Raw genomic sequence first — 22,411 nt, 5'->3', positions numbered from 1 at the left:
GCCTACTTCAGTAGAAACACCATCAGCGGGTTGTCGTTAAGCCGCCCTTCGAAGTCTGGTGCCTGCTGCTCCATCGGCGTGCCCTTGAGCAGCGCTGCTTCTCTGCGCGGCACCAGCACCCAGGATGGGCGCGGCAAGGTGGCGAGCTTCTCGGGTTCGTTACCGGCGACGAACAGCGGCTGCTCATCGTGCGTCAGGTTCATCATGTAGCGGATTGCCCAGGTGTCGCGGCCAAGGTCGACAAACACCAATGGCCCCGGCTGCGACGCGCGCAGTGCCTCTACCTGGCTGACAAACTTGCGGGTGTCATATTGCAGGTCCTTGGCCGGGTCGATCACCACCACCAGCAGCACCCATTGCGCCGCCAAGGCGATCACACTCAGCCATACCAGGCGCAACGGGCGACGCCAGGCAATCAGCGCCGCCACTTGCAGCACCACCCACACGCCGATCAACGGCGGCAGCGACACGTCGGGCCAGTAACCGTGCTTCTGCCAGGTGTGCCGGCAGATAAACAACACCACCACGCACAACGCGGGTAGCGCCACGACAAGCCATTCGTAGCAGCGGCGCACACCGACGAACCAGTTTTGCGCCTGGAGCAGCCCATAGGCGGCGACAGCGGCAAACATCGGCACCATCGGCAGAATGTAGTAAGCACGCTTGAAGTGCGGCACCGACAGCCCGAGCAAAATCATCAGGCCACAGGCCGCCAAGCGCACCACCATTTGCACGTCTTCGTTGCCCCAGCGCTCGGACCAGCGATGCCGCAGCGCGATCATCGCCGCCAAGGCCAACGGCACCACCGGGAAGTAGCGGTACAAACTCAACTTGAAGTAGAAGTAGAAAGGCTCGCCGGACTCATCGAGGCGCCCACTGACTTGCATCCTGAACACATCGTCGGCAAAGGCATCGCCACCGCTGACCCGCGCCAGCTTCATCAATGCCCACCAACAGGCCCCCAGCAACACCAGCCCGACAAAACCGTGGATCAGCACCTGCTTGACCCGCTCACCCGGCCGGCCCAGCGCCCAGTAAACGCAGACCACGCCGCAGACTTCGATAAGCCCCAAAGGCCCACGAATCGCGAAGGCCAGCACAAACAGCGGGAATACCGCCAACTGTCGAAGCCATGAGCCGAGACGCTCGCCCGTGTGCAGCAGGTAGAAGCTGCCTACGCATAACAGCGCGACCATCAGGTCCAGGCAGACCGAGCGCGATTTATCGAGCAGTTGGGTGGTGAGCAGCGTGAGCAGCACCGTCAGCAATGCCCAGGGCCGACTGAACGGCGCCAGCAGGCGATAGACCAGGGCGATCATGCCCGCCGCAGCGAGGGCCGTCGGCAGTACGTTGGCCAGGTGGTTCGGCGCACCGAACAGGCGGGCAAACACAAAGCTGAAAAAGGTCGCAGTGCCGGGGTAGTCCGGGTACGGCTGGCCGTAGGTGGTAGGGAAAAGACTCGCGCCATGGCGAAACATTTCCTGCATGAACAACGCCCAGCGCCCGTCAAAGCCTTGGGGTTGCTCGCCCCAAATGCCCAAGGTGAACAGCAATAAAGCGATCAGAAACAGGCCCAGCGACTCCAGGCGATAACGGCTGCGGTGGTCCATCGAATGTCCTTTCAGGTGGGGAACGCCGACTCCATGGTGCCGATTGCGCCGCTGAATAACGCCTGAACAAATCCGAGTATTTATGTACCTATCGACCGGCGCGCCACACCAGCGCGGGAATCAGCCGGATGTAGAGTAGCTCGCCCACCAGTTCAAGCAGGGTTTGCAGAATCACCGCCGTGGCGGCCAGACCGCGCACATCTTCAGGCAGCGCCAACGCCAGTGGCAGCACCACCAACGAGTTGCGCGTCGAAGCACTGAAGGTCACCGCCCGCGCGGTTACCGCAGGCAACGCAAACAGCCGCGCAGCCAGCGCGCCCATCAGCGGCGCCAGCAACAGGAAGCCGAGGTACACCGGAATCACCGGCAGCAACAACGCGATATCGCGCACCACCGAAGTGATCTGCGAGCCGATCACCACAAGCAGCACCAGCGCCATCGCCGGCACCGGCAGCCAGGCCCAGGCGTTGTTCCAAAGATTGATAGTGCTTGAGCGCCGTGCCAGGGAGGTGGTCAACACCGCCAGGATCATCGGCAGCACAATCAGCAACAGGAACGCCTCGACAAACGGCCCCACCGCCACTACCACGGCGGATTGCGCGCCCAGCATAAAACTCAGGTACACCGGCAGCAGCACCAGTTGCAGCAACAACAGCACCGGCGTCGCCGCCAGCATCAGCCGCGAGTCACCCTTGCCGATATGGGTGAACACCACCACGTAGTCGATACACGGTGTGAGCAACACCAGCAACGCGCCCACCAGCAACGCCGGGCGCTCCACCAGGCCTCGGGTCAATGCCCACACCAGCAAGGGCACCAGAATGAAATTGGCCAGCAGCAATGCGCCGATGAAGCGTTTATTGCCCAAGCCCTGGCGCAAGTCCAGAAACGGAATTTGCAGGAACATGGCGTACATCAGCACTGCAATGGCGGGCGTGACCAACACACCGAGGCCTTGGGCTGACAAGGGGGCGAACACGCCAAATGCGGCCGCCAGGAGCACGGCGACGAAGTAGATCGGGATTTGGTTGTGTTCGAGGGTGTCGCGGGTCATGGGCTGACTCTGGCTGATCATTTGATCGCAAGCCTAAGCACCGGGAGCGCCGAGGTCGAGCATCGCGACATATCCTGCGCCCATCACGCGCCAAATTTGTTAGTTTCGGCTTCTTATAAAAGCGCGCGGCCCCAAGCCCACCCCAAAAGCGCAAGTATCGAGCCGACCCATGAACCTGCCCACCCGCCCTGCCCCACAAACATTCTGCGAGCCCGCTGCCGACGGCTACCCTATCGGCGGCTTCACCTGGCGCCACCCGCGCACCGACCTCGAACGCCCAGTCGTCATCATCAACGCCGCCACCTCGGTGCGCTGCCGTCACTATTCACGCTTCGCCGACTACCTGTTTGCCAACGGCTTCGACGTGATCACCTACGACTACCGTGGCATCGGCGAATCCCGCAGCGGCGCGTTACGAGGCTTCAAGGCGTCGTGGTCAGATTGGGGCGTGCTGGATTTCGAGGCGATGCTGCAGCGCGCACAGCGGGAGTTTCCGGGGCAGCCGATTGATGTGGTCGGCCACAGTTTCGGTGGGTGCGCGGCGGGGCTCGGTGCTTGCGGCGCGGTGATTCGGCGCATCGTGACGGTCGGCGCCCAGTTTGCGTACTGGCGCGATTACGCGGCGAAAGGACGCTGGCGCATGTTTGCCAAATGGCATGTGGTGATGCCGCTGGTGACGGCCCTGTACGGGTATTTCCCCGGCAAACGCATGGGCTGGCTGGAGGACACGCCGGCAGGCGTGGTGCGCGACTGGAGCCTGCCGACGCCGCACTATGAAACGCGCCCCAGCGGGCGCGGCCTGGGTGTGCTGCCTTTTTCTCGAGTGAAGGCGCAATTGCTGGCCATTAGCATCACCGACGACCCTTTTGGGACTGTGGCGGCTATTGAGCGACTGCTGGGCTATTTTGAAAACTGCGCGCGCACTCACCTGCGAATCGCGCCCGAGGATATCGGCGAAAAAGCCGTCGGGCATTTCGCTTTTTTTCGCAGTGAATATCAGGACCGGTTGTGGCCGATTGCGCTGCAATGGCTGCAAAAAGGCGAGCTGGCGCCAAGCACACCCGGTCAGCGCGTCTAGATTCCCTTGGGATTTCCCCCAACCTGCGCTTCAATACCCCACACCGATTAAGTACCCAAGGACGTTGAGCCCATGGCCTCGCCGAACAAGCAGCAAAAACGTGCCCACCGGGCCAAGGCCAAGGCCAAGCAAAACCGCACCCAGCGCGCCGTCGCGACCAAGCCGGATGCGTTTGCTGGCGACGACAGCCGCATTGACCTTGAGTCGGTGGATTTGACCGAGTTGTTCGTCGAGATGCGCGCCGCCGGCGAAATCAGCCAGCAGGCGTTGTGTGCGGCATTCCTGACGCACCCACTGCTGGCCGTGGTGCTGGAGCAGGAAGGCGAGGAAGACGCGACAGATTTTATCCTGGCGGCGCTGATCGAGTATCGCCAGTGGGCCACGGATACCGAGGATGAAGCCGCGGCGCTGGCGTGGATTGAATCCCCGCAGTTCCAGGCCGATTACGTGGCGGCATCCCAGGCGCTGGTCAACTCCAAGGACTGACACACAACACAATGTGGGAGCGGGCTTGCTCGCGAATGCGGTGAATCAGCCAACACATCTGGCGACTGACACACCGCTTTCGCGAGCAAGCCCGCTCCCACACTTTTTGAACTGCGGCGCATATGGCACCGCAGTTCATCACGTCAATTGAGCACCGCAGCGCCTACCTTCTGCGCCTTGCGACGGCTCGCCACAAACAGCCCAGCCAACACCACCAGCAAGCTCAGAATGCCGGTCGCGATGATCTCGACGCGGTGGGCTTCCTGGAACAGCATGATGGTCAACGTGCCGACGATGAACACCATCACCGCATAGGTCAGGCCCGGGAACAGCCACATCTTGAACACAATCTTCTCGCCCGCTGCCGTGCGTTTCTGGCGCATGCGCAGTTGCGACACGGCGATCACCAGGTACACCAGCAGCGCAATGGCGCCGGAGCTGGCCAGCAGGAATTCGAACACTGCAGCCGGGGCCACGTAGTTGGCGAATACCGCCAGGAACGCAGCGCCGGTCGACAGCAACACTGCCCAGTAAGGCGTACCACTTTTGTTGGTGCGCTTGGCCACGGCCGGTGCATCACCGCGACGGCCCAGGGAGAACAGCATGCGCGAGGCGGTGTAGAGCGCCGAGTTGAGGCAGCTGGTCACGGCAACCAATACCACCAGGTCGACGATCAGCTTGGCATTCGGGATGCCCATGCGCTCAAGCACAGTCTGGTAGGAACCTACCGCCGCCAGGGTCGGATCGTTCCATGGCACCAGGGATACCACGATGAAGATCGACAGCAGGTAGAACAAACCAATCCGCCAGATCACCGAGTTGGTGGCCTTGGTGATTTGCTGGCCTGGGTTCTTCGATTCGGCCGCTGCAATGGTGACGATCTCGGTGCCCATAAAGGAGAACATGGTGGTCAGAATTGCCGCCAATACCGCGCCCATACCGTTAGGCATGAAGCCCTGGGTGTCGAACAGGTGCGAAACACCGCTGACCTGGCTGGTCGGCAGGAAGCCGAAAATCGCCGCGAGGCCAAGGATCACAAAAGCCACAATCGCCACGACTTTGATCAGCGCAAACCAGAATTCGAACTCACCGTAGTTCTTCACACTGAACAGGTTGGTGGCCGTGAGCAGCAAGGTGATGATCAGGGTAAACGCCCAGATCGCCACATCGGGGAACCAGGCATTCAGGATGGTCGCGGCGGCGTTGGCTTCCAGCGGAATCACCAACACCCAGAACCACCAGTACAGCCAGCCGATGGTGAAACCGGCCCAGTGACCGATCGCACGGTCGGCATAGGTGGAGAACGAACCGGTGTCCGGGGAGGCCACGGCCATTTCGGCGAGCATGCGCATCACCAACACCACCAGCGTGCCCGCAGCGGCGTACGCCAGCAGTACAGCGGGGCCGGCGGCTGCAATCGCGTGGCCGGAGCCGACAAACAAACCGGCACCGATAACGCCGGCAATCGACAGCATGGTGACGTGACGCGGTTTGAGCCCCTGTTCGAGGTCATTGGAGCTTTGCGTACTACTCATTGACACACCTTTGCGAGGAATTGCGAAAACGGTCCGCCCGGCCTGCGATCCTTCTCGTGAAAAGAAACCAACGGGGCGTTCTTTATTTTTTACGCAAGATTTGCGCCAAAATATTACAGAGCCGCGATTGACGCGGGCTGTAGGACAATTCATTAGCTCACGCAAGTCGTTGAGAACTATGGCATTGCGCTATAGCGTTACCGTGCGACCCAACTGCGACACGAAAATACGCACCAAAAACACACACAAAAAGTACGTGACGCTCCATAAAAGGGCTGATAAGGACCGTTTGCCCGGTTAACCCTTCCAACACCCGGCCAAAGCTGGCACCATCGCGCCCTTTTTTACGCGAAGCCTGTGGATTTATCGGGTTCAAACGTCTGTAGGTTGTTGATAGCGCGACACACTGCTGTGCCGATGCGACACCCTGCCGCAGACCACCCGTTAACCGTCCGCAGCGCTGTTGGCTGCCATCCGAACGCTATGCTAGCTTGGCGCCTCGCCAGGAAGGCGGCCCAACAGCAAGAATGCACTGAACACAATGAGGACCGCACATGGCTGAGGCCGCGCCCGCGCTTGAAATCCGCAACTTGCATAAACGCTATGGTGAGCTGGAGGTACTTAAAGGTATCTCGCTGACCGCCCGCGACGGCGACGTGATCTCGATCCTGGGTTCCTCCGGTTCCGGCAAGTCCACCTTTTTGCGTTGCATCAACCTGCTGGAAAACCCCCATCAGGGCCAGATCCTGGTGGCCGGTGAAGAGCTCAAGCTCAAGGCCGCGAAAAACGGTGAGCTGATGGCGGCAGACGGCAAACAGATCAACCGCCTGCGCAGCGAAATCGGTTTTGTGTTTCAAAACTTTAACCTGTGGCCGCACATGAGCATCCTCGACAACATCATCGAGGCGCCCCGCCGCGTGCTCGGCCAGAGCAAGGCCGAAGCGATAGAAGTGGCCGAAGCCCTGCTGGCCAAGGTCGGCATCAGTGACAAGCGCCACGCGTACCCGGCGCAACTGTCCGGCGGCCAGCAACAACGCGCAGCCATCGCACGCACCCTGGCGATGCAACCCAAGGTCATCCTGTTCGACGAGCCGACATCGGCGCTTGACCCGGAAATGGTCCAGGAAGTACTTAATGTGATCCGCGCGCTGGCCGAAGAAGGCCGCACCATGCTGCTGGTCACCCATGAAATGGGCTTTGCCCGTCAGGTTTCCAGTGAAGTGGTGTTCCTGCACCAGGGCCTGGTCGAAGAGCAAGGATCGCCACAGCAGGTGTTTGAAAACCCGCTTTCGGCGCGCTGCAAACAATTCATGTCCAGCAACCGCTAACGGAGCAACATGCATGCAGAACTATAAAAAATTCCTTCTGGCCGCGGCCGTTTCGATGGCGTTCAGCGCCACGGCCATGGCAGAGACCTTGACCATGGGGATCGAAGCGGCCTACCCGCCCTTCAACAATAAAGACGCCAGCGGCAACGTTGTGGGCTTCGACAAAGACATCGGCGACGCCCTGTGCGCCAAGATGAAAGTCGAGAAGTGCGACGTGTATGTGTCCGACTGGGACGGCATCATTCCGGCCCTGAACGCCAAGAAGTTCGACTTCCTGATTTCTTCGCTGTCGATCACCGATGAACGCAAGCAGGCTGTGGACTTTACCGACCCGTACTACTCCAACAAGCTGCAATTCATCGCACCCAAAGCCACAGCCGACTTCAAGACCGACGCGGATTACCTGAAGGGCAAGACCATCGGTGCACAGCGCGCGACGCTGGCCGGCACTTACCTGGAAGACAAGCTGCCGGACACCAAGGCCAGCCTCTACGACACCCAGGAAAACGCCTACCTCGACCTGACTTCCGGCCGCCTCGACGGCATCCTGGCCGACAAGTACGTGCAGTATGAATGGCTCAAGAGCGATGCCGGCAAGCCTTATGAATTCAAAGGCGACCCGGTGGTAGAAAGCGACAAGATCGGTATCGCCGTACGCAAGGGCGACCCGCTGCGCGAGCGCCTGAACAAAGCCCTGGCAGAGATCAAGGCAGACGGCACCTACAAGAAGATCAACGACAAGTACTTCCCGTTCAGCATCGAATGATCTGAACGGCCTGACCGGCGCGCTTCTACTAGTAGCGCGCCGGCTTTCAGCAATGCCTGCCGCGATATGAAAACACCATGAATTTCGATCTCTACGGATTCGGCCCGGCGCTTGCCGCTGGCGCGCTGATGACCGTCAAACTGGCACTCACGGCCCTGTGCCTGGGGCTGGTGCTCGGCCTTGCCGGCGCCTTGGCCAAGACTTCACCGTACAAGCCGCTGCAATGGCTGGGCGGTGCTTACTCGACCATCGTTCGTGGCATTCCCGAGCTGTTGTGGGTGCTGCTGATTTATTTCGGCACCGTCAACCTGATGCGTGCCCTGGGCGAGTTTTTGGGTAACCCTGACCTTTCTCTCAGTGCCTTTGCCGCCGGGGTAATCGCCCTGGGCCTGTGCTTTGGCGCCTACGCCACGGAAGTGTTTCGCGGCGCGATTCTCGCCATTCCCAAGGGCCACCGCGAAGCCGGTGTGGCGCTGGGCCTGTCGAAGGTGCGGATTTTCACCCGCTTGATCATGCCGCAGATGTGGCGCATCGCCCTGCCGGGCCTGGGCAACCTGTTCATGATCCTGATGAAAGACACCGCGCTGGTGTCGGTGATCGGCCTTGAAGAAATCATGCGTCACGCACAGATCGGCGTGACCGTGACCAAGCAGCCGTTCACCTTCTTTATGGTCGCGGCCTTTATGTACCTGGGCCTCACTATGCTGGCCATGACCGGCATGCACTTCCTGGAAAAACGCGCCGCCCGCGGCTTTGCAAGGAGCACCCAATGAGCGGTGACTACAGCTGGCTGTCGCACTTCGACCTGGGCCTGAACTGGGCCGTGATCATCAAGTGGCTGCCCAAACTGGCCCAAGGCGCAACCCTGACCCTGGAACTGGTGGCCATCGCCGTAATCGCCGGTTTGCTGCTGGCGATTCCACTGGGTATCGCGCGCTCCTCGCGCCGCTGGTACGTGAGCGCCCTGCCCTACGCCTATATTTTCTTCTTCCGTGGCACGCCGCTGCTGGTGCAGTTGTTCCTGGTCTATTACGGCCTGGCGCAGTTCGATGCGGTGCGTAACAGCTTTATGTGGCCCTACCTGCGCGATCCGTTCTGGTGCGCCACGGCCACCATGACCTTGCACACCGCCGCGTATATCGCCGAGATCCTGCGCGGTGCGATCCAGGCCATCCCGCCGGGTGAGATCGAAGCGGCGCGCGCCCTGGGCATGTCCAAACCCAAGACGCTGTTCTACATCATCCTGCCGCGCGCCTCGCGCATCGGCCTGCCGGCGTACAGCAACGAAGTGATCCTGATGCTTAAGGCCAGCGCCCTGGCCAGCACCGTCACCCTGCTGGAACTGACCGGCATGGCGCGCACCATCATCGCCCGCACCTATTTACCTGTGGAGATCTTCTTCGCGGCGGGGCTGTTCTACCTGCTGATGGCCTACATCCTGGTGCGGGGTTTCAAACTGCTCGAACGCTGGCTGCGCGTCGATGCTTGCCAGGGACGTTGAAGCGCGCTTCGCGGCGCTGGATGCGTTTTTAATCGAGCACCAAGGGCTGTGGCGACCACGGCCCTTTACGCACCTGCACTTACCTTGGGAACACCAGCACCCCGAGCTGGCCCAATGGCTGCGCCAGCGCTCGCTGGCCGATGCCGAAACCTGTCACAACCACCCGTATGACCTGCCGGCGCCCGCGCCTTTTCCACAGCTGGCTTTTCAGGCCGCGCAGCTCAGCGCTGTGGATAAGTTACCCGCACACACCCTGGAGCCTGCCCGCCATCGCCTGAACGTGGATGTGCCCGGGCGCAAATGGCAGCAAATCGAGGCGTTCGGCGCCGCGCTGAATTTTGCTGCAACACCCCTGCATTGGCTGGACTGGTGCGCCGGCAAAGGCCACCTCGGCCGCCGCTTGCTGCAACCCGGCCAACAACTGACCTGCCTTGAATACGACCCGGCGCTGATCGCCTCGGGCCAGGCCTTGAGCGACCATCACAGCCTGGCCGTGACCCATCGCCTGCAAGACGTGATGGCCGATGTGGCGATCAGTGCAGACCACACGCCCGTCGCCTTGCATGCCTGCGGCGATCTGCATGTGCGGCTGTTGCACGTGGCCAGTGCGGCGGGCTGCAAACGCCTGGCGCTGGCACCTTGCTGCTATAACCGCATCGGCGCCGAGCGCTATCACGCCTTGTCGAGCGCCGGGCGTGCCTCGCAACTACAGCTTTCAATCGATGACCTGGGGTTACCGCTGAGCGAAACCGTCACCGCCGGCAATCGCGTGCGCCAGCACCGGGACACGTCCATGGCCCGGCGCCTGGGTTTCGACCAGTTGCAACGCCAACTGCGTGGCGGCGATGAGTACCTGCCCACGCCATCGCTGCCCGCCAGCTGGCTGGATAAGCCCTTCGCTGATTACTGCCAGGAACTGGCCCGCCTCAAGAATTTATCCACAGGTGAACAGGATTGGGCGGCGCTGGAAGCACACGGCTGGCGACGCTTGGCCGAGGTGCGCAACCTGGAGTTGGTCAGAGGATTGTTTCGGCGGCCGCTTGAGCTGTGGCTGGTGTTGGATAGGGCGCTGTTCTTGAAAGAACAGGGCTACAAGGTTGAGATAGGCACCTTCTGCGAACCCACGCTAACGCCGCGCAACTTGATGGTGCTGGCGGAGCGCGATTAAGGGGCGAAACTTCCTACACGCGCCCTGTGGATAACTCTGTTGATGAATTCTTTACAGAGCCTGTAGCTATCAGCGCTACAGACCAAAACCCACCCTGGTCATTTTTTGTTCATAAAATAAAACGCACACAAAACAGGCAGTTGCAGCGTGTTGAGAACGGCTCCACAAAGTGGCTGTTTCGTGACAGGCGCAACCAACCGATTGTGCATAAGCATTTGGCGCCAAGTGCATAAAGCGCGATTTATGCAGTTGTTTTAGGTGCCTTCAGCACGCGGCAGATCTCGTTGATATCGTCGCCGGCCAGCCGCTTTGTGGCGTTGTCCAACGGGTCGGCCGCAAACGCCAACGCTTCGTTGATCGCCATATCGCGGTGCACCTCCAGCGGCGCTTTGCCCAGGCGCTGTTTGAACGCTTCCAGCATGTCCAGGCTGAAGGCGCTGTTCTCATCCACTTGGTTGACCACCACATGCACTACCGGCGGGCGTTCACCCTCCAGGTGCGGCGCGAGCAATCCATCCAGATGATCAAGGGTGCCCAGGCACGCGGCATCCGCCTGGGCAATAACCAGCACCACATCGGCCACGCTCAGCGCTTGATGGAAGTACACGTTGTTACCGGCGGGCGTATCGATGATCACCGTCTGCCGCTCGCTCAAACCCAGCGCCGCCAGGCGCTGCGCCAACCAGCTGGGTTCGTGCTTAAGCCAACGCTCGAGGTTTTCCTGTTGCTCGATGTCGATATCGCCAAAGGTAATGACCTGGCAACCGGCAAAGCCAAGCTGCTGCAGCGGGCTCCACTGCCCATGCTCCAGGCTGGTACGGCCGATGCCCGGCAAGGTGCCACTGACGCCAAAGTGATGGTGCAGGGCATTCTGCGGGTCCAGGTCCAGCGCCACCACTGACTCGCCATGGCGCTGCAAACCGCTGCTCAACGCCGTGGCCAGGGTGCTGCGGCCGACACCGCCATTGATCGAGACCAACGCCACCACTTTGGGGCACAGCGCTACGAGATGAGTCGATTGGGGAAGGGTGTTTTCGTTTGCGGGCACACTGCCAAAAAAGTGCATGCGTGCATTAATACCGTTGGCATCATGGCTGACGTTCTTGCCGAACAACGTCAACAGCTCTTCGCTAAGGCTCATAGGCAGCTCCTCACGACGCAGCTAAAGACGTGAAGGTCGGCAAGCAGGCACTTACCGCAGGTCTTATTATGGGCGTCTTAGTGACGCATTCTGTGACAGACGCGGGAAAGTGTCATTATTTTGCTGTTTTTGCTGATCATTTTTTAGACAAGCGGTAATTGGTCAATTTAATGGCCATTGCTCGACAGATGCATCCGAACGCTCAGCGCCCGGCATAATGCACTCACATCCTGGGAGCCGCCGCTATTTAACGCAGGGTCAAACGGGTCGCGCCCGTAGGCCTGCGCCTCACTGACCGAAACGTCACGCTGGACGGTGCCGAGTACGGCATCGCCCAGGCGCAGCTTGAACACTCCGGCCATGTCCTGGCTAAAAGACTGGCCAGCGTCGACCTGGTTGATCACGTAAAACCGCAGGGGTGGCGCCGCCCCCGCAAGGTACGGCGCGAGCAGCTCGTCCATCTTGGCCAGACGGCGAAACGAAGCGGCGTCCGGCTGCACCACCACCAGCACCACATCGGCCACCGACAGCGCCTGGCTCAAGTACACCGTATTACCCGCCGGCACATCGATCACCACCGTGTCACTCGCATTGAGCCCCAACCCGGCCAAGTGCTTGGCGAGAAATGCCTGGTCCTGGCCGAGCCAGCGATTAAGGCTTTGCTGCTGCACGGCATCGGTCTCGCCAAAAGTCACCAGCTGGCAGCCGGCAAACCCGCGCTTGGGCAACGCCTGCCAGGTTTGATTAAGCAGGCTGGTGCTGCCCAGACCGGGCACATCAAAGCCTGGGCACAAGTGATGGCGCAGCGCGTTTTGCGGGTCCAGCTCCAACGCCAGCGCCGGGTGGCCCTGGCGCTGCAAACCACTGGCAAGCGCAGCCGCCAACGTGCTGCGCCCCACACCGCCAGTGGCGGAAACCACCACCACGACCTTGGGTGCCACCGCATCCGTATACACCACGCCATGCGGCCCCTCTACCGCCTCATGACGATAGGGCGCGGCGCCCTGATTCAGCTGATCCAGCAACTGCTGAAAAGGCACCGCCACCTGCGACTCCCGCAAACAAGGCTCAGCCAGCGCGGCGTATAGCTTAGTGATGTGATCTGCACGCCCCACCGGCTGCTCCTCCCTGTTGGACCAATGAATAACTGGGCCGCATTGTGTGATATCACAGTGATGGTGTCAGTATTCTGGTGTTTGTATCCAAAACCTTTCAGATGAGCGGCATGGCGCCATTTTTATGGCTCTTCTTCTGCCAGGTGATATACCTCTATAAAACAATGCACTAGGCGATCACTGTGTGTTTTTTAACCAATGCAAGCTCGCCGCTCGTATCAACAAGTACACAGATTCACACGCCATACACAACGAAACAAAACCCGCCCTGCGCGACACAGCCCGGATACCTCCCAGGCATTCAATGGCCTCACCCCACCATCGCACCTGCGAGGCCATCACCATGAACACCAATAACTGGAAAACCCTAATCGCCGCCAGCCTGCTTGGCTTGACCTTCACCGCCCATGCCGAGGCAAGTCATAAGCCGGATATCCAGCGCGTACTGTCGACCACCGAAGACACACGTTCGGGATGCGGCGTGGTGAACGCGCGCATGACCTATCTGGACTCTAAAGGCGATACGCAGGTGTTGGCGTACATGAAATTTACGGACCAGTGTGGCGACGGCAATTGAGTCGGATTTGAGGCTGTCGAGGGTAGGAAAAAGCAGCGAGCGTAAAAAAACCTTGGTATCTGCAAAAATAGTCAGAATTCAGGGGTTTACAGAAGCTTGGCAATCGCTATAATCGTCGCCCTAACACGCCGGTATAGCTCAGTTGGTAGAGCAACTGACTTGTAATCAGTAGGTCCCGGGTTCGACTCCTGGTGCCGGCACCAATCAAATCAAGGGCTTGCAGCGATGCAGGCCCTTGTTTTTTGCGCTAGACGTAACAAGCGACGTAATAAGCCACTCCCACGGCCTTCCTGGCCTGGCTCCCACTCGTCGGATCGCCTCAGCGGCAACACGTCGTCGCACACTGCAGCGCGCCACTGATGACGGGGGCGATGCTAGGACGGAGTTTCTAAAATGTGTGGGGGCTTGCAAAAAGAGTGATAAAGGTAATATCGCTCTTGGAATCAGGCTGAAACCCACGCATTACAAGGCTTTGAGCGGTATTCGGGGAAAGTGATATTTACGTGATATAGAAGTAATTGTATTACTCTTTTATAAGGTGATATTCCGAAGGAACGAAACCCAATGAAACCGGGGGTTTGGCCAAAATATTACTTTTCATATCACTTCATATCACTTCTCGATGTAATATCAGAACCCCAGTAAAACCGTGGCCTCTAGCCCAGTTTCTATCCGATATTGCCTTTATCACTCTTTTTGAAATGCCCACCCTATAGCTGAGAATCGCTATCATCTTGCCAGCATTTTCTCGCAGGTATGGTGGACATCCAGTAACCGCCGATCCGCGTCCAACGCAGTGCGCTCAATTGAAATGGCCCAAAATGGCTGCAGCCCCCGAAAAACAAGGGCTGTATCGGAATTTACCCTTCCGCGCTCATAGGCAGTTATCATCTGAAAAAGACCGCTCACGTTTTCGAAAACTACCGAATTCAAACGTTTTCAAAACTCGCCTCCAATGAAACCGGGGCCTTCAGACTTGCGCTGTTCGTGACAGCCTGCTGCACCGCTGTGCAACTGCACTGCACTTCTCTTCCAAACTTTGCAATCTGTGAAATTGCCGATCGCCTGCAGAGCCCCACGGCCCGCTTGGTCTGCAGCTTCGTTTGCACTACTTCCGACTTTGCACAAAAAAAGGACACAAACCCCGTCGGCGGGAGGGGGATAAGTGCTTTTTCAAGCAGATTTTTTCTGTCAGGGCAGTTTTCGTACGCTTAGTCGTCGCATTCCGTCGGATCTCTCACGTATGCCTAATGACACGCCTCTATACTGTCTGCATATACAGTATTATTGAGGCGTCAGCGATGGACACCTACCCAAATTCCCCAGCCCCCACCAAAGCCGCCTGGCTCGCGCTACTGCAGGATCAGGCTGAGCTGTTGCGACATCCAGCAACACATCACAAGGCTTTGATCCAGGAAGCACACGCGCTACACCGAGCGGGATCAATTGACCGCTACGAGCTAAGCGATTTTCTGGAACAGGCCGATGGCGCCTTGGCATACGCCGTTGAAGCCCTCTTAGACGAACCCTGTGGCGAATAGGAGGGCATTGCAATGCACATGCTGATTACCCCCATGCGCTGCAAAGGTGTTGCGCTGACTGCGCTTGAGAGGCGGCAGTATCCTGCGATCAGAGGGGACGTTAGGGTCAATGCTGGAATCAGCGAAGAACTGGGTCGTAGTTCGAATATCGCAACAATATCCGCGGGATGGCCGCTGGAGCCTGCCCCGCTGCCGTGTTTGCTCGATGCAACGCTGTCGGGAATGGCTCCCACTGGGTTTGTTTTGAGCGGTATTGAATACGTAGATGGGTGTGCTTACGCACAATCTTGGTGGTGTCGACAGGAATGAAATTTCGATCAACCGGACCTTATAGGGAATAAGGTCCGGCCGATATTTAGTTGGCTACTTGTTGGCTACTCGTACGATTTTTCCCGAGCTGGGAAAGGTACTTAGTTAGCGGACACTCTACAAATCTATAACTTACATATCCAACAACAATGACTACAGGCAAGGATAGGGCCCAGAAAATCGCAGATGCGACAAGCCCACCCTCAGCACTTCCGAACGCAATCCAAAGTCGACCACATACACTTAGCGTGAGGATATGCGAAAGGTAAAGCGAATAGGACATATCACCTAGAGACTTAAGAAATCCGGGCACCTCCCATTGAGACTCAAACTCTCGGAGAGCTAATGCCAGCAATATCAGCATGTAGCCGCCACCAACTATAAGCGCTCGCTCTAAAGAAATAGATTGAATTACATCCGCCCCATCTATTGCCCCCCACAGCATCTCATAGGCCACCAGACAGAGACCGAGCCCGCCTAGTAGGGCACTAGGCAACCGTGTCTTAAATGAACCACCAGTCACTTTCAAGTAGAAGATACCGGCAAGCGCGCCGAGGATGAACTCGACAGAAAATTCATGTTTAATAACCCGTAGATAGGGGTTAACCGAACCGGTGTAAAGCACAGATACGGAAATGATAGCGCAGAGCCAGACGACGAATGCCAACGGTACCAATCGACGTGGCAGCAGCAGAATGAACGCAAACACCAGGTAAAACCAAACCTCATGAATAAGTGACCAAGCGACCATCACGAGTGGTAAGTTCGCGTCGGGCAACAGCAGAAAGGAATTTACAATATTTACTTCGCCACCCTGAGAACTATTGACCATTCCGGGCTTTAGCAAGAACACCAACAAAACAGCGAAAAAGTATATCCAATAGACCGGATATATGCGCAAGAAGCGGCCTTTGAGAAAATTATAAACCTCTCCACGGAAACCAAACTTACTTGCCGACGCCAGAACCATAACGAAGCCGCTTATAACAAAAAACAGATCTACACCGGTTTGCCCGAATACGAACATATCAGGAAGCCAAGTGGCACCAGTAACGTATTTTGCATTGATGAATATCGAGTGAAACGCGATTACTGCAAGTGCGGCCAGTCCTCTGGCCGCCTGTAGTGACGAAATCTTATGCACAGTGTTTTGTCCTTTACGCTAGTGCTTTTCCGGGCGCGCATCTTGGTAGAAGCTTGGTGCAGTTGCAAGCAACACGATTGGGGCATCTGTCGCTATAGCGTGACGGGCTTTAGATTCCCCGCCATTTGAGTGGCAGTGGCGGCGTTGGCCGAGAATGCAGCCGCGTTACCAGGTGGCGGTGTCGGTCCGTGAGTATGTGCCGCTAACTGCATGTTCATTTGCTGCAGCAGATCGAGAGTGTCACAGACCACTTGGAACAAGTTGACGCTCTCGGACCCGATCCAGCTTTTCGGCGCCTGCAGCCGCTGGCTGACGGCCGCCACGCTTCGGCGTAGCCCCTCGATGCTCTCAGCCATATCGCCACCTACCGTAGCGTTGTGCTTTTGCCCCACCACCAGGTTGAAGTCACGCCCAGTCGCCTGGTGCAAGTCATCCACTGCCGCCAGACTCGCAGATCCACCTGAAAGCAGCTTGAGCGCGCCCAGCGCCTCGATCGTCTTGATTCCACCCACTGACTCGGTGGAATGGTCATCCACTGTCCTGGTGTGATTCTGGAACGTCTCTGTGTTCCCCATCGCCTCCACTTCCCGCTCGATCGCCTTGTCCCGGATCTTGCCGTCAGTCTGGCGCAGCCAGTTGCCGTCCGCGTCGACACGCTGCTGGCAGGCTTCACTGTGCTGCCACACCTGGTCGCCCTTCGGCACGCTGGGCATGCTCAAGCCGTGCGGCAGGATCGTTTGGATATAGGGCTTGTGCGGCAAGCCGTAGGCAAAGCACACCACCACCTGGGTGCCCTCCTCCGGGAATGCATAGATGCCCATCTCTTCGCCGCCAGTGGGCAACGGCAGCGGCACGCCGGCCAGGATCGGCAGTTTGGTATCTGGCTCGCCGTCTGGCCCCATGACCTCGATGTCGACGGCATAGCGCGGGCGGAAGTCGTCACAGATGCCGGCGCCGGCCGGGGCGTCCGCCACGGCGACAACCCGGGCAAAGCGTGGCAGGTGGTAACCGCCGGTGAGTTCAGGAAATTGTCGTTCTACGCTGCGGCGAATTGCGTCGTCCATCGGATGGCCATCTGGTTGTCGATGAGCGCCACACTGGTGATGCGCTCGCCGTGGTTGATCGTTGCGCCTGGTCGCAACCCGGGAAGGGCTGCAATCATTGCGCTTTGGTTGCCCTGGTAGTCGTCGAACAGCTCGACCGGCAGCTGTAGCGGCGAACGGACGCCGAAGAAGCTGTCGGCCCAACTGCCTACGAATACCTCTCCGTCGCCCTGCTGCTGCCAGATGAAGTCAGGGATATCGAAAACCCGGGCCAGGCTGTCCATCGCTTGATAGCCAGCAGCCAGGCTGTAGAAAAATGGTGCTTTGACGCCGGCGTAAGGCTGATGCGGAACACGAAAGCGCAGGCCCGTGTGCTGGCTGACTTCGGCCAGGACGGCGCGCAGGTCGACATGCCGGAGGTTCAGCGGCAACGGGTTTGCCAAGATCGCGGCCAGCTCACGGCAGAACAGCACCTGCTGGCCGCTGCTGGCCGTGGTGGAGCGCTCGACGTAGCCGATGAAGTGTCGCTGCAGCGTGCTGCCGTTGTAGCCGATATCGAGCGTTACCAGCCCCTTGACCGGCGCTTTGGCCTGGATGGTGAACGTCGCCCGGCCGGGGCTTTTTGCGTCCAGCCGGACTTCATTTTTGACCAGGACATAGGGCACGCCGTTGATGGCCAATTCCTTGTGCAGCTTCATGCCTTGTCACTCCCGCCCAGCCAGCCGTCCACCTTTTTCAGCGTCGCTTCGAAACCGGTGAGTTCCTCGGATCCGTCGCTGGAGTCGCCACCGGTGCCGCCAGTGCCACCAACTGCCCCGCCTGGGCCGGACTGTGCGGTGACTGCGTTGCCCGATCGCCGACCCTCGACTTTCTCCGGGTTCGACAGTTTTTCAGCCAGGGTGAACTGAATCAGCCAGCCGCGCAGGTTGTCATCCTCACGGGCGCTAACGCCTTCGGTGAACGTCACCTGGCGCATACCGAACGCGGCGGCGGTGTCGTTGACGATGCGGTAAGTCTTGAGCTGGCCCCCGCCTTCGGTGGCTTCCACCAGGCGCATCAGGTCGCGCAATTGCACTTGGTCAACAAACGGAATCATCAGGCTGACGGTCAGGGTCTTGGGCTTGAAGCCCTTGTGTCCCTTGTCGGTGTTGCTGGTCTGGCCCGACAGATCGTCGCTCTCGATCCGTAGATTGCCGGTGACCTTGAGGTTCTTCCCGCGCACCTCCTGCCCGTCGAGTAACAGCGTCATAGGCCCACCAGCTCACGCACGAAGCTCAAGCCCTTTTCAGAACCCACCAACAGTGCGCCGGCACACAGCACCCACTCGTGTCCTGGGGCATCACCGGCCAACAGCGCCTTGCGTAGCTCGGTGGCGTTACCCGGCCCGATCAGGCGCGCGCGCATGCTGCTGTCTAGGTTGCCCTCGGCCAGTAGGGTTTTCAGGTCGGCCAGTTGCTGGTCACGGCCCTGCTGTTGAGCGGCCTTGCGGCTGGCCAAGGCGGCAAGGTCTGCCATGGGCGAACTGTCAGCGGCGTAACCCTCCAGAACGGCGAGCTGGCCGGCCATGGATTGCTGCGCGGCCTTGACTACGGTGCAGCGCTCCAGAGGCAGCGCCTGCCAACGCGGCAGGGTGCCGGCGGCGGGGATCTCCCACTTTTCCATTTCCAGTTTTGATAGGTGCCGCGCACGGCGTTCCGCTCGCACCAGGTCAGGCATCGGCAACAACGCATTGAAGCGCGCCAGGCTCGCGGCCATCTGATCAAAGCGTGTAGCCAGGAACATCAGGCACACGGCGAACTGCGGACCGTCTGGCCGGCCGGTGTCGCTCACGTCCACCAGTTTGCCGGCCAGCTGCTGCAGCAAGTTCGGTGCAGACAGGAAGCGCTGGTAGCCGCGGCCCTGACCAATGCCGCTTTGAAACGGCGTCACCACCAAACACGCCGGGGCTTCGCCCATTTGATCCGCCAGCGCCGCACGGCCCGCCTCGATCACGCCCTGGGCGGCGTAACCCACCGGCCCCGGGCTGGTAGCGGTTTTACCGCTGAGGTCGGCCAGACGCTTGGCTGTGCTGACCAGCTCGCCACCGGCCAGGCCCTGTGCCTCCGACAGTTGCCCCATCCACTGCGTGGCCTGGTCAGGCCAACGCATGGTCACCGGCGCCCAATCACTCGTCATTTTGTAGCACCGCGTCCAGCCATTCGGGCTTATCGGGACGGCTCGATTCCGCCGGGTACTGCGCGGCTTTCGGCCATTCCCTCACGGCCTGGCGCCACGTCAGCAGAGCTGCAAACTGCTCCGAAGTAATCGAAGGGGTCTCGCCCAGGTCGCGGGCGTCTCGGTATTGAGCAACGAGCGTTTCCGATGTTTGCAAACTCGACTCAGCCCAAAGCCGTGCAAGTACAAGCGGATCTGATTCGACAAAAACGTCTTCTGCGTATTTTGTAAATTTTCCGCCCTTATCCAGGTAGGCACGAACAGCCTGATACAAAGGCTTGTTGTAGTCCTGAGTAACATGGCAACGGTTGCCCGCTACAGTCACCACAAAGGTTTTATCTGTCTTCACCGACACATCGCTAAATGCCACCAGGACTTCACCTGGTTCACCCTTTGGACTTTCATCGACGGGCGCAATTACCGTTTCAACTTCCAACGCTTTTTCAAGAATCACGGTGCGTACCTCCAAGCGAAGCCGTAAATAGTCGCTCCGCCACTAAAAGAAATTACAGTGCCACCAGGTGCGTGGCCACTTTTGCCCACTACACCCTGACCACCCACGTAGTAATGCATGAGCGAATAGCACCACGATCCGCCAGCTGGAAGTTGCACTGATGTACCGGTCACTCCGACAGGCATGAAATTGTTGCCATCGGGGCGATAGAAGTTCATCTCCCCCCATTGAAGCCCCATGTCTGAGCTATCAACTTGGGTACGCATGCCACGGCCCTGATTATCCCAGCCATATTTAATTTTGTTAGGCGCTTGGCCCGCGCCGCCACCCTGCTCCACAGGCGTAAAACCAATCTGTGTTTGTAGGTAGTAAACCTGCCCATTTTCTTTATGGCGAAAGTACGGGTAAATCGGATTCCCACTGGCAAACCCTACCGTCGAGACTGAGTCGCCCACCGTTCGTAGCAAAAGTTGCTGATTGGTTTGCTCTATGGTGTAGGCATTTGTAATGCCGTAAGCCGCCAGCGACGTACCCTTATTGGCTTTTTCGTCGGGGTTAAAGTTACCTGAGTACCAAAACGTCCCCTGATCGGATGTATCCACAGTCAACTTGAGTCCGACATTGGGCGCCCAACCGATTTTCACCGTATTGGTTGATTGGCCAACCCCGGTGCCTTGTTGTATGGGTGTGAAGCCCAATCTTGGTTGGAGATAGTAAACTTGATTATCTGACTCTCGTCGAAAATAAGGCAAGTTCGCATCATTGCCTGCGAATCCGGCGTAGGTGATCGAGTCACGAATTACTCTGTAATTGATCTGCTGGTTTGCTTGATCAATTGTGTAGGCATCCTTAATGCCATAGCCTGCAAGCGAATTCGCTTTATCGGCTTTGGTGTTGGGATTGAAACTGTACTCGGTCCAAATTCGTCCCAAATCCAGTTCATCAACCGTTGCCTTCAGTCCAATGGCTGACCAGCCGATCCAGACCCTGTTAAAGGTCTGGCCAATACCCCCGCCCTGCTTGACGAATCCGTTCATTACTTCGGTTTTGGTATAGCTGTCCGTAATGCCGTAACCGCCCAAAGTCGTCGGATTAGAACCCGCGAACACAAGTCCCTTGGCGTTGACCGCCACCTTTGTATACGGGCCAGGCGTCACACCGGTGTCGGCCAACGTCAGCGCGATCTCCGCGTCTGCAGAACCGTCAAACGTCGCGCTACCGGTGGCCGCGCCGCTGAACTTGAACGTGCGCGCCGTGGCCAGCTTTACGGCTTTACCCGCTGCGGTAGTGCCGTCTATCAACGCTTTGATACCGGCATACAGGTTGGCTCGGACGGCCTGCACCATCCGGGTGGTGGCGAGAACCCAAGGGTCATCCGCAGCTGGATCATTGCTGATGGCGTTGGGGATCTGATCCAAGCCCACGTCATCCTTGGTCGTGGATCGTGCACGCAAGCCAGGATAATCGCCTGTCCGGGCGGCCAGGTGCTTGATCAGCTCGCCGGCGATCGGCTCCACGGCTCGCAGGTCATTGACCACGCTGGTGGTGGGCAAGTCAGCCAGCGGCACAACGTAGTGCCGCACGCCGGCGCTGTCGGCGTAGTCCTGCTTACCCGCACCGAAAACAACCTGGTACGTGCCGACTACATCGCTCAGTTCGCGCTGCAGGCTGACATCGAGCCAGGCGGTGTTGGGAATCGAAGGAACAACAACGCCCTGCACGCTTTTGCGTTCCAGTCGGATGCCTTCCACATAGGCTATGCCGGGTTTGAGGCGATAATCATCACCGACCTTTTCCAGCTCGAAAGCGCCGCTCTGAAAGCATGCACGCCCGTAAACATCGCGATTGCTCAGACGCTCACGCTCATCCATGCCGATCAGGCGCACAGTGAAGTCATGCTGCCAGGTGCTGGCATCGATCTTGATCCCGGTCAGCGCCTGGGCGCCGTCGAACACCACCAGGAAGTTACGCGTTACGTTGTTGCCCAGTTGGAGCGGCGGAATGTTCCGGCGCTTTTGCTGTACCGGCAAATACGCCACGGCCAGCAAAGCGTTCTCGCTCGTTTCAAGGCCGATCCAGTTGAAGTCAAAGTCCCCAACATCGCTACCGAGCATCAGGCTGTAGACCACCTGGTTCGGGTTGACGAAGCCGGACTGGGTAACTTCATACGTGCCAACGATATGCGCCGGCAACGGCTTGCCCGCTTTGCGATCCACGGCGGCGTTGGGATCAAGCCCGGGCACATTGGCCAGAATAAATCGGGCAACGCTCAGTGTTTGTTGTGCGCCAAGTTTCTGCGCGATCAGGCTTTCACCTGCAAGGGTAATGCTGGCTCCCATTGGGGGGC

General features: G+C 58.9%; 21 protein-coding genes and 1 tRNA gene. 10 read left to right on the top strand and 12 right to left on the bottom strand.

Annotated features, from left to right (window positions below; genetic code table 11):
* Positions 1 to 2 precede the first annotated feature (2 nt).
* Both BLV67_RS10580 and BLV67_RS10575 read right to left on the bottom strand, forming a co-directional pair.
* The gene (locus BLV67_RS10580; protein ID WP_069786755.1) at positions 3 to 1,610 is read right to left on the bottom strand and encodes an ArnT family glycosyltransferase; all 1,608 of its coding nucleotides are present in this window, start codon (positions 1,608 to 1,610) and stop codon (positions 3 to 5) included.
* 88 nt (positions 1,611 to 1,698) lie between these two features.
* The gene (locus tag BLV67_RS10575; RefSeq protein ID WP_065930926.1) at positions 1,699 to 2,664 is read right to left on the bottom strand and encodes an arsenic resistance protein; all 966 of its coding nucleotides are present in this window, start codon (positions 2,662 to 2,664) and stop codon (positions 1,699 to 1,701) included.
* A gap of 169 nt (positions 2,665 to 2,833) precedes the next feature.
* On the opposite strand from BLV67_RS10575, the gene BLV67_RS10570 reads away from it, so the two are divergent.
* Positions 2,834 to 3,742 carry an alpha/beta hydrolase family protein gene (locus BLV67_RS10570; protein WP_065930813.1) on the top strand — a complete coding sequence of 303 codons (909 nt, stop codon included), beginning with the start codon at positions 2,834 to 2,836 and terminating at the stop codon, positions 3,740 to 3,742.
* Between the two features lie 72 nt (positions 3,743 to 3,814).
* Positions 3,815 to 4,228: a hypothetical protein gene (locus BLV67_RS10565; RefSeq protein ID WP_065930814.1), complete on the top strand. Its 414-nt coding sequence runs from the start codon at positions 3,815 to 3,817 to the stop codon at positions 4,226 to 4,228.
* 143 nt (positions 4,229 to 4,371) lie between these two features.
* On the opposite strand, the gene gabP is transcribed toward BLV67_RS10565, so the two are convergent.
* Positions 4,372 to 5,763, bottom strand: coding sequence for a GABA permease (gene gabP, locus BLV67_RS10560; RefSeq protein ID WP_056860683.1), 1,392 nt, complete (start codon positions 5,761 to 5,763; stop codon positions 4,372 to 4,374).
* A 554-nt stretch (positions 5,764 to 6,317) separates the two neighbouring features.
* Between gabP and BLV67_RS10555 the strand changes: the two genes are divergently transcribed.
* The 5 genes from BLV67_RS10555 (at position 6,318) to BLV67_RS10535 (ending at position 10,526) form a co-directional block, all read left to right on the top strand.
* Entirely contained in the window at positions 6,318 to 7,091 is a 774-nt protein-coding gene (locus tag BLV67_RS10555) for an ABC transporter ATP-binding protein (protein WP_017138656.1), read from the top strand.
* A gap of 13 nt (positions 7,092 to 7,104) precedes the next feature.
* Positions 7,105 to 7,857 (top strand): ABC transporter substrate-binding protein, encoded by a 753-nt coding sequence (locus BLV67_RS10550; RefSeq protein WP_065930815.1) that lies wholly within the window; start codon positions 7,105 to 7,107, stop codon positions 7,855 to 7,857.
* A gap of 77 nt (positions 7,858 to 7,934) precedes the next feature.
* The gene (locus BLV67_RS10545; protein ID WP_069786754.1) at positions 7,935 to 8,630 is read left to right on the top strand and encodes an ABC transporter permease; all 696 of its coding nucleotides are present in this window, start codon (positions 7,935 to 7,937) and stop codon (positions 8,628 to 8,630) included.
* Between the two features lie 38 nt (positions 8,631 to 8,668).
* Positions 8,669 to 9,358: an ABC transporter permease gene (locus BLV67_RS10540; protein WP_058422651.1), complete on the top strand. Its 690-nt coding sequence runs from the start codon at positions 8,669 to 8,671 to the stop codon at positions 9,356 to 9,358.
* Positions 9,339 to 10,526: a methyltransferase gene (locus tag BLV67_RS10535; protein WP_069786753.1), complete on the top strand. Its 1,188-nt coding sequence runs from the start codon at positions 9,339 to 9,341 to the stop codon at positions 10,524 to 10,526. The genes BLV67_RS10540 and BLV67_RS10535 overlap by 20 nt, the downstream gene beginning before the upstream one ends.
* Before the next feature lie 241 nt (positions 10,527 to 10,767).
* On the opposite strand, the gene bcsQ (BLV67_RS10530) is transcribed toward BLV67_RS10535, so the two are convergent.
* Positions 10,768 to 11,667 (bottom strand): cellulose biosynthesis protein BcsQ, encoded by a 900-nt coding sequence (gene bcsQ, locus BLV67_RS10530; protein ID WP_069786752.1) that lies wholly within the window; start codon positions 11,665 to 11,667, stop codon positions 10,768 to 10,770.
* 167 nt (positions 11,668 to 11,834) lie between these two features.
* Positions 11,835 to 12,713 (bottom strand): cellulose biosynthesis protein BcsQ, encoded by an 879-nt coding sequence (bcsQ, locus tag BLV67_RS10525; RefSeq protein WP_244160713.1) that lies wholly within the window; start codon positions 12,711 to 12,713, stop codon positions 11,835 to 11,837.
* A 412-nt stretch (positions 12,714 to 13,125) separates the two neighbouring features.
* Here bcsQ (BLV67_RS10525) and BLV67_RS10520 point away from each other — a divergent pair, with 412 nt between their 5' ends.
* The 3 genes from BLV67_RS10520 (at position 13,126) to BLV67_RS33330 (ending at position 15,209) form a co-directional block, all read left to right on the top strand.
* Positions 13,126 to 13,359 carry a DUF2790 domain-containing protein gene (locus BLV67_RS10520; protein ID WP_017138663.1) on the top strand — a complete coding sequence of 78 codons (234 nt, stop codon included), beginning with the start codon at positions 13,126 to 13,128 and terminating at the stop codon, positions 13,357 to 13,359.
* Between the two features lie 127 nt (positions 13,360 to 13,486).
* Positions 13,487 to 13,562, top strand: a tRNA-Thr gene (locus BLV67_RS10515).
* A gap of 1,350 nt (positions 13,563 to 14,912) precedes the next feature.
* Positions 14,913 to 15,209, top strand: a complete 297-nt coding sequence (locus BLV67_RS33330; protein ID WP_074854461.1) for a hypothetical protein — start codon at positions 14,913 to 14,915, stop codon at positions 15,207 to 15,209.
* Between the two features lie 46 nt (positions 15,210 to 15,255).
* On the opposite strand, the gene BLV67_RS10500 is transcribed toward BLV67_RS33330, so the two are convergent.
* From BLV67_RS10500 to BLV67_RS10470, 7 genes are all read right to left on the bottom strand, one after another.
* Complete coding sequence (locus tag BLV67_RS10500) at positions 15,256 to 16,353, bottom strand: acyltransferase family protein (RefSeq protein ID WP_069786750.1); 1,098 nt, start codon at positions 16,351 to 16,353, stop codon at positions 15,256 to 15,258.
* 92 nt (positions 16,354 to 16,445) lie between these two features.
* Positions 16,446 to 17,417 carry a hypothetical protein gene (locus BLV67_RS10495; protein ID WP_069786749.1) on the bottom strand — a complete coding sequence of 324 codons (972 nt, stop codon included), beginning with the start codon at positions 17,415 to 17,417 and terminating at the stop codon, positions 16,446 to 16,448.
* Positions 17,390 to 18,094 carry a hypothetical protein gene (locus BLV67_RS10490; protein WP_069786748.1) on the bottom strand — a complete coding sequence of 235 codons (705 nt, stop codon included), beginning with the start codon at positions 18,092 to 18,094 and terminating at the stop codon, positions 17,390 to 17,392. The genes BLV67_RS10495 and BLV67_RS10490 overlap by 28 nt, the downstream gene beginning before the upstream one ends.
* Positions 18,091 to 18,645: a baseplate complex protein gene (locus BLV67_RS10485; RefSeq protein ID WP_069786747.1), complete on the bottom strand. Its 555-nt coding sequence runs from the start codon at positions 18,643 to 18,645 to the stop codon at positions 18,091 to 18,093. Before BLV67_RS10485 ends, BLV67_RS10490 begins: the two co-directional genes overlap by 4 nt.
* A complete protein-coding gene (locus BLV67_RS10480; RefSeq protein WP_069786746.1) occupies positions 18,642 to 19,571 on the bottom strand; it encodes a hypothetical protein in 930 nt (309 codons plus the stop codon). The genes BLV67_RS10485 and BLV67_RS10480 overlap by 4 nt, the downstream gene beginning before the upstream one ends.
* Positions 19,561 to 20,064, bottom strand: a complete 504-nt coding sequence (locus tag BLV67_RS10475) for a hypothetical protein (protein ID WP_244160712.1) — start codon at positions 20,062 to 20,064, stop codon at positions 19,561 to 19,563. Before BLV67_RS10475 ends, BLV67_RS10480 begins: the two co-directional genes overlap by 11 nt.
* Positions 20,061 to 22,403, bottom strand: coding sequence for a phage tail-collar fiber domain-containing protein (locus BLV67_RS10470; RefSeq protein ID WP_069786745.1), 2,343 nt, complete (start codon positions 22,401 to 22,403; stop codon positions 20,061 to 20,063). The genes BLV67_RS10475 and BLV67_RS10470 overlap by 4 nt, the downstream gene beginning before the upstream one ends.
* Positions 22,404 to 22,411: the final 8 nt, after the last annotated feature.

Source organism: Pseudomonas salomonii, from assembly GCF_900107155.1.
In the GTDB taxonomy this organism is placed as follows: Bacteria; Pseudomonadota; Gammaproteobacteria; order Pseudomonadales; family Pseudomonadaceae; genus Aquipseudomonas; species Aquipseudomonas salomonii.
This window is presented reverse-complemented; position numbering and strand designations above follow the sequence as displayed.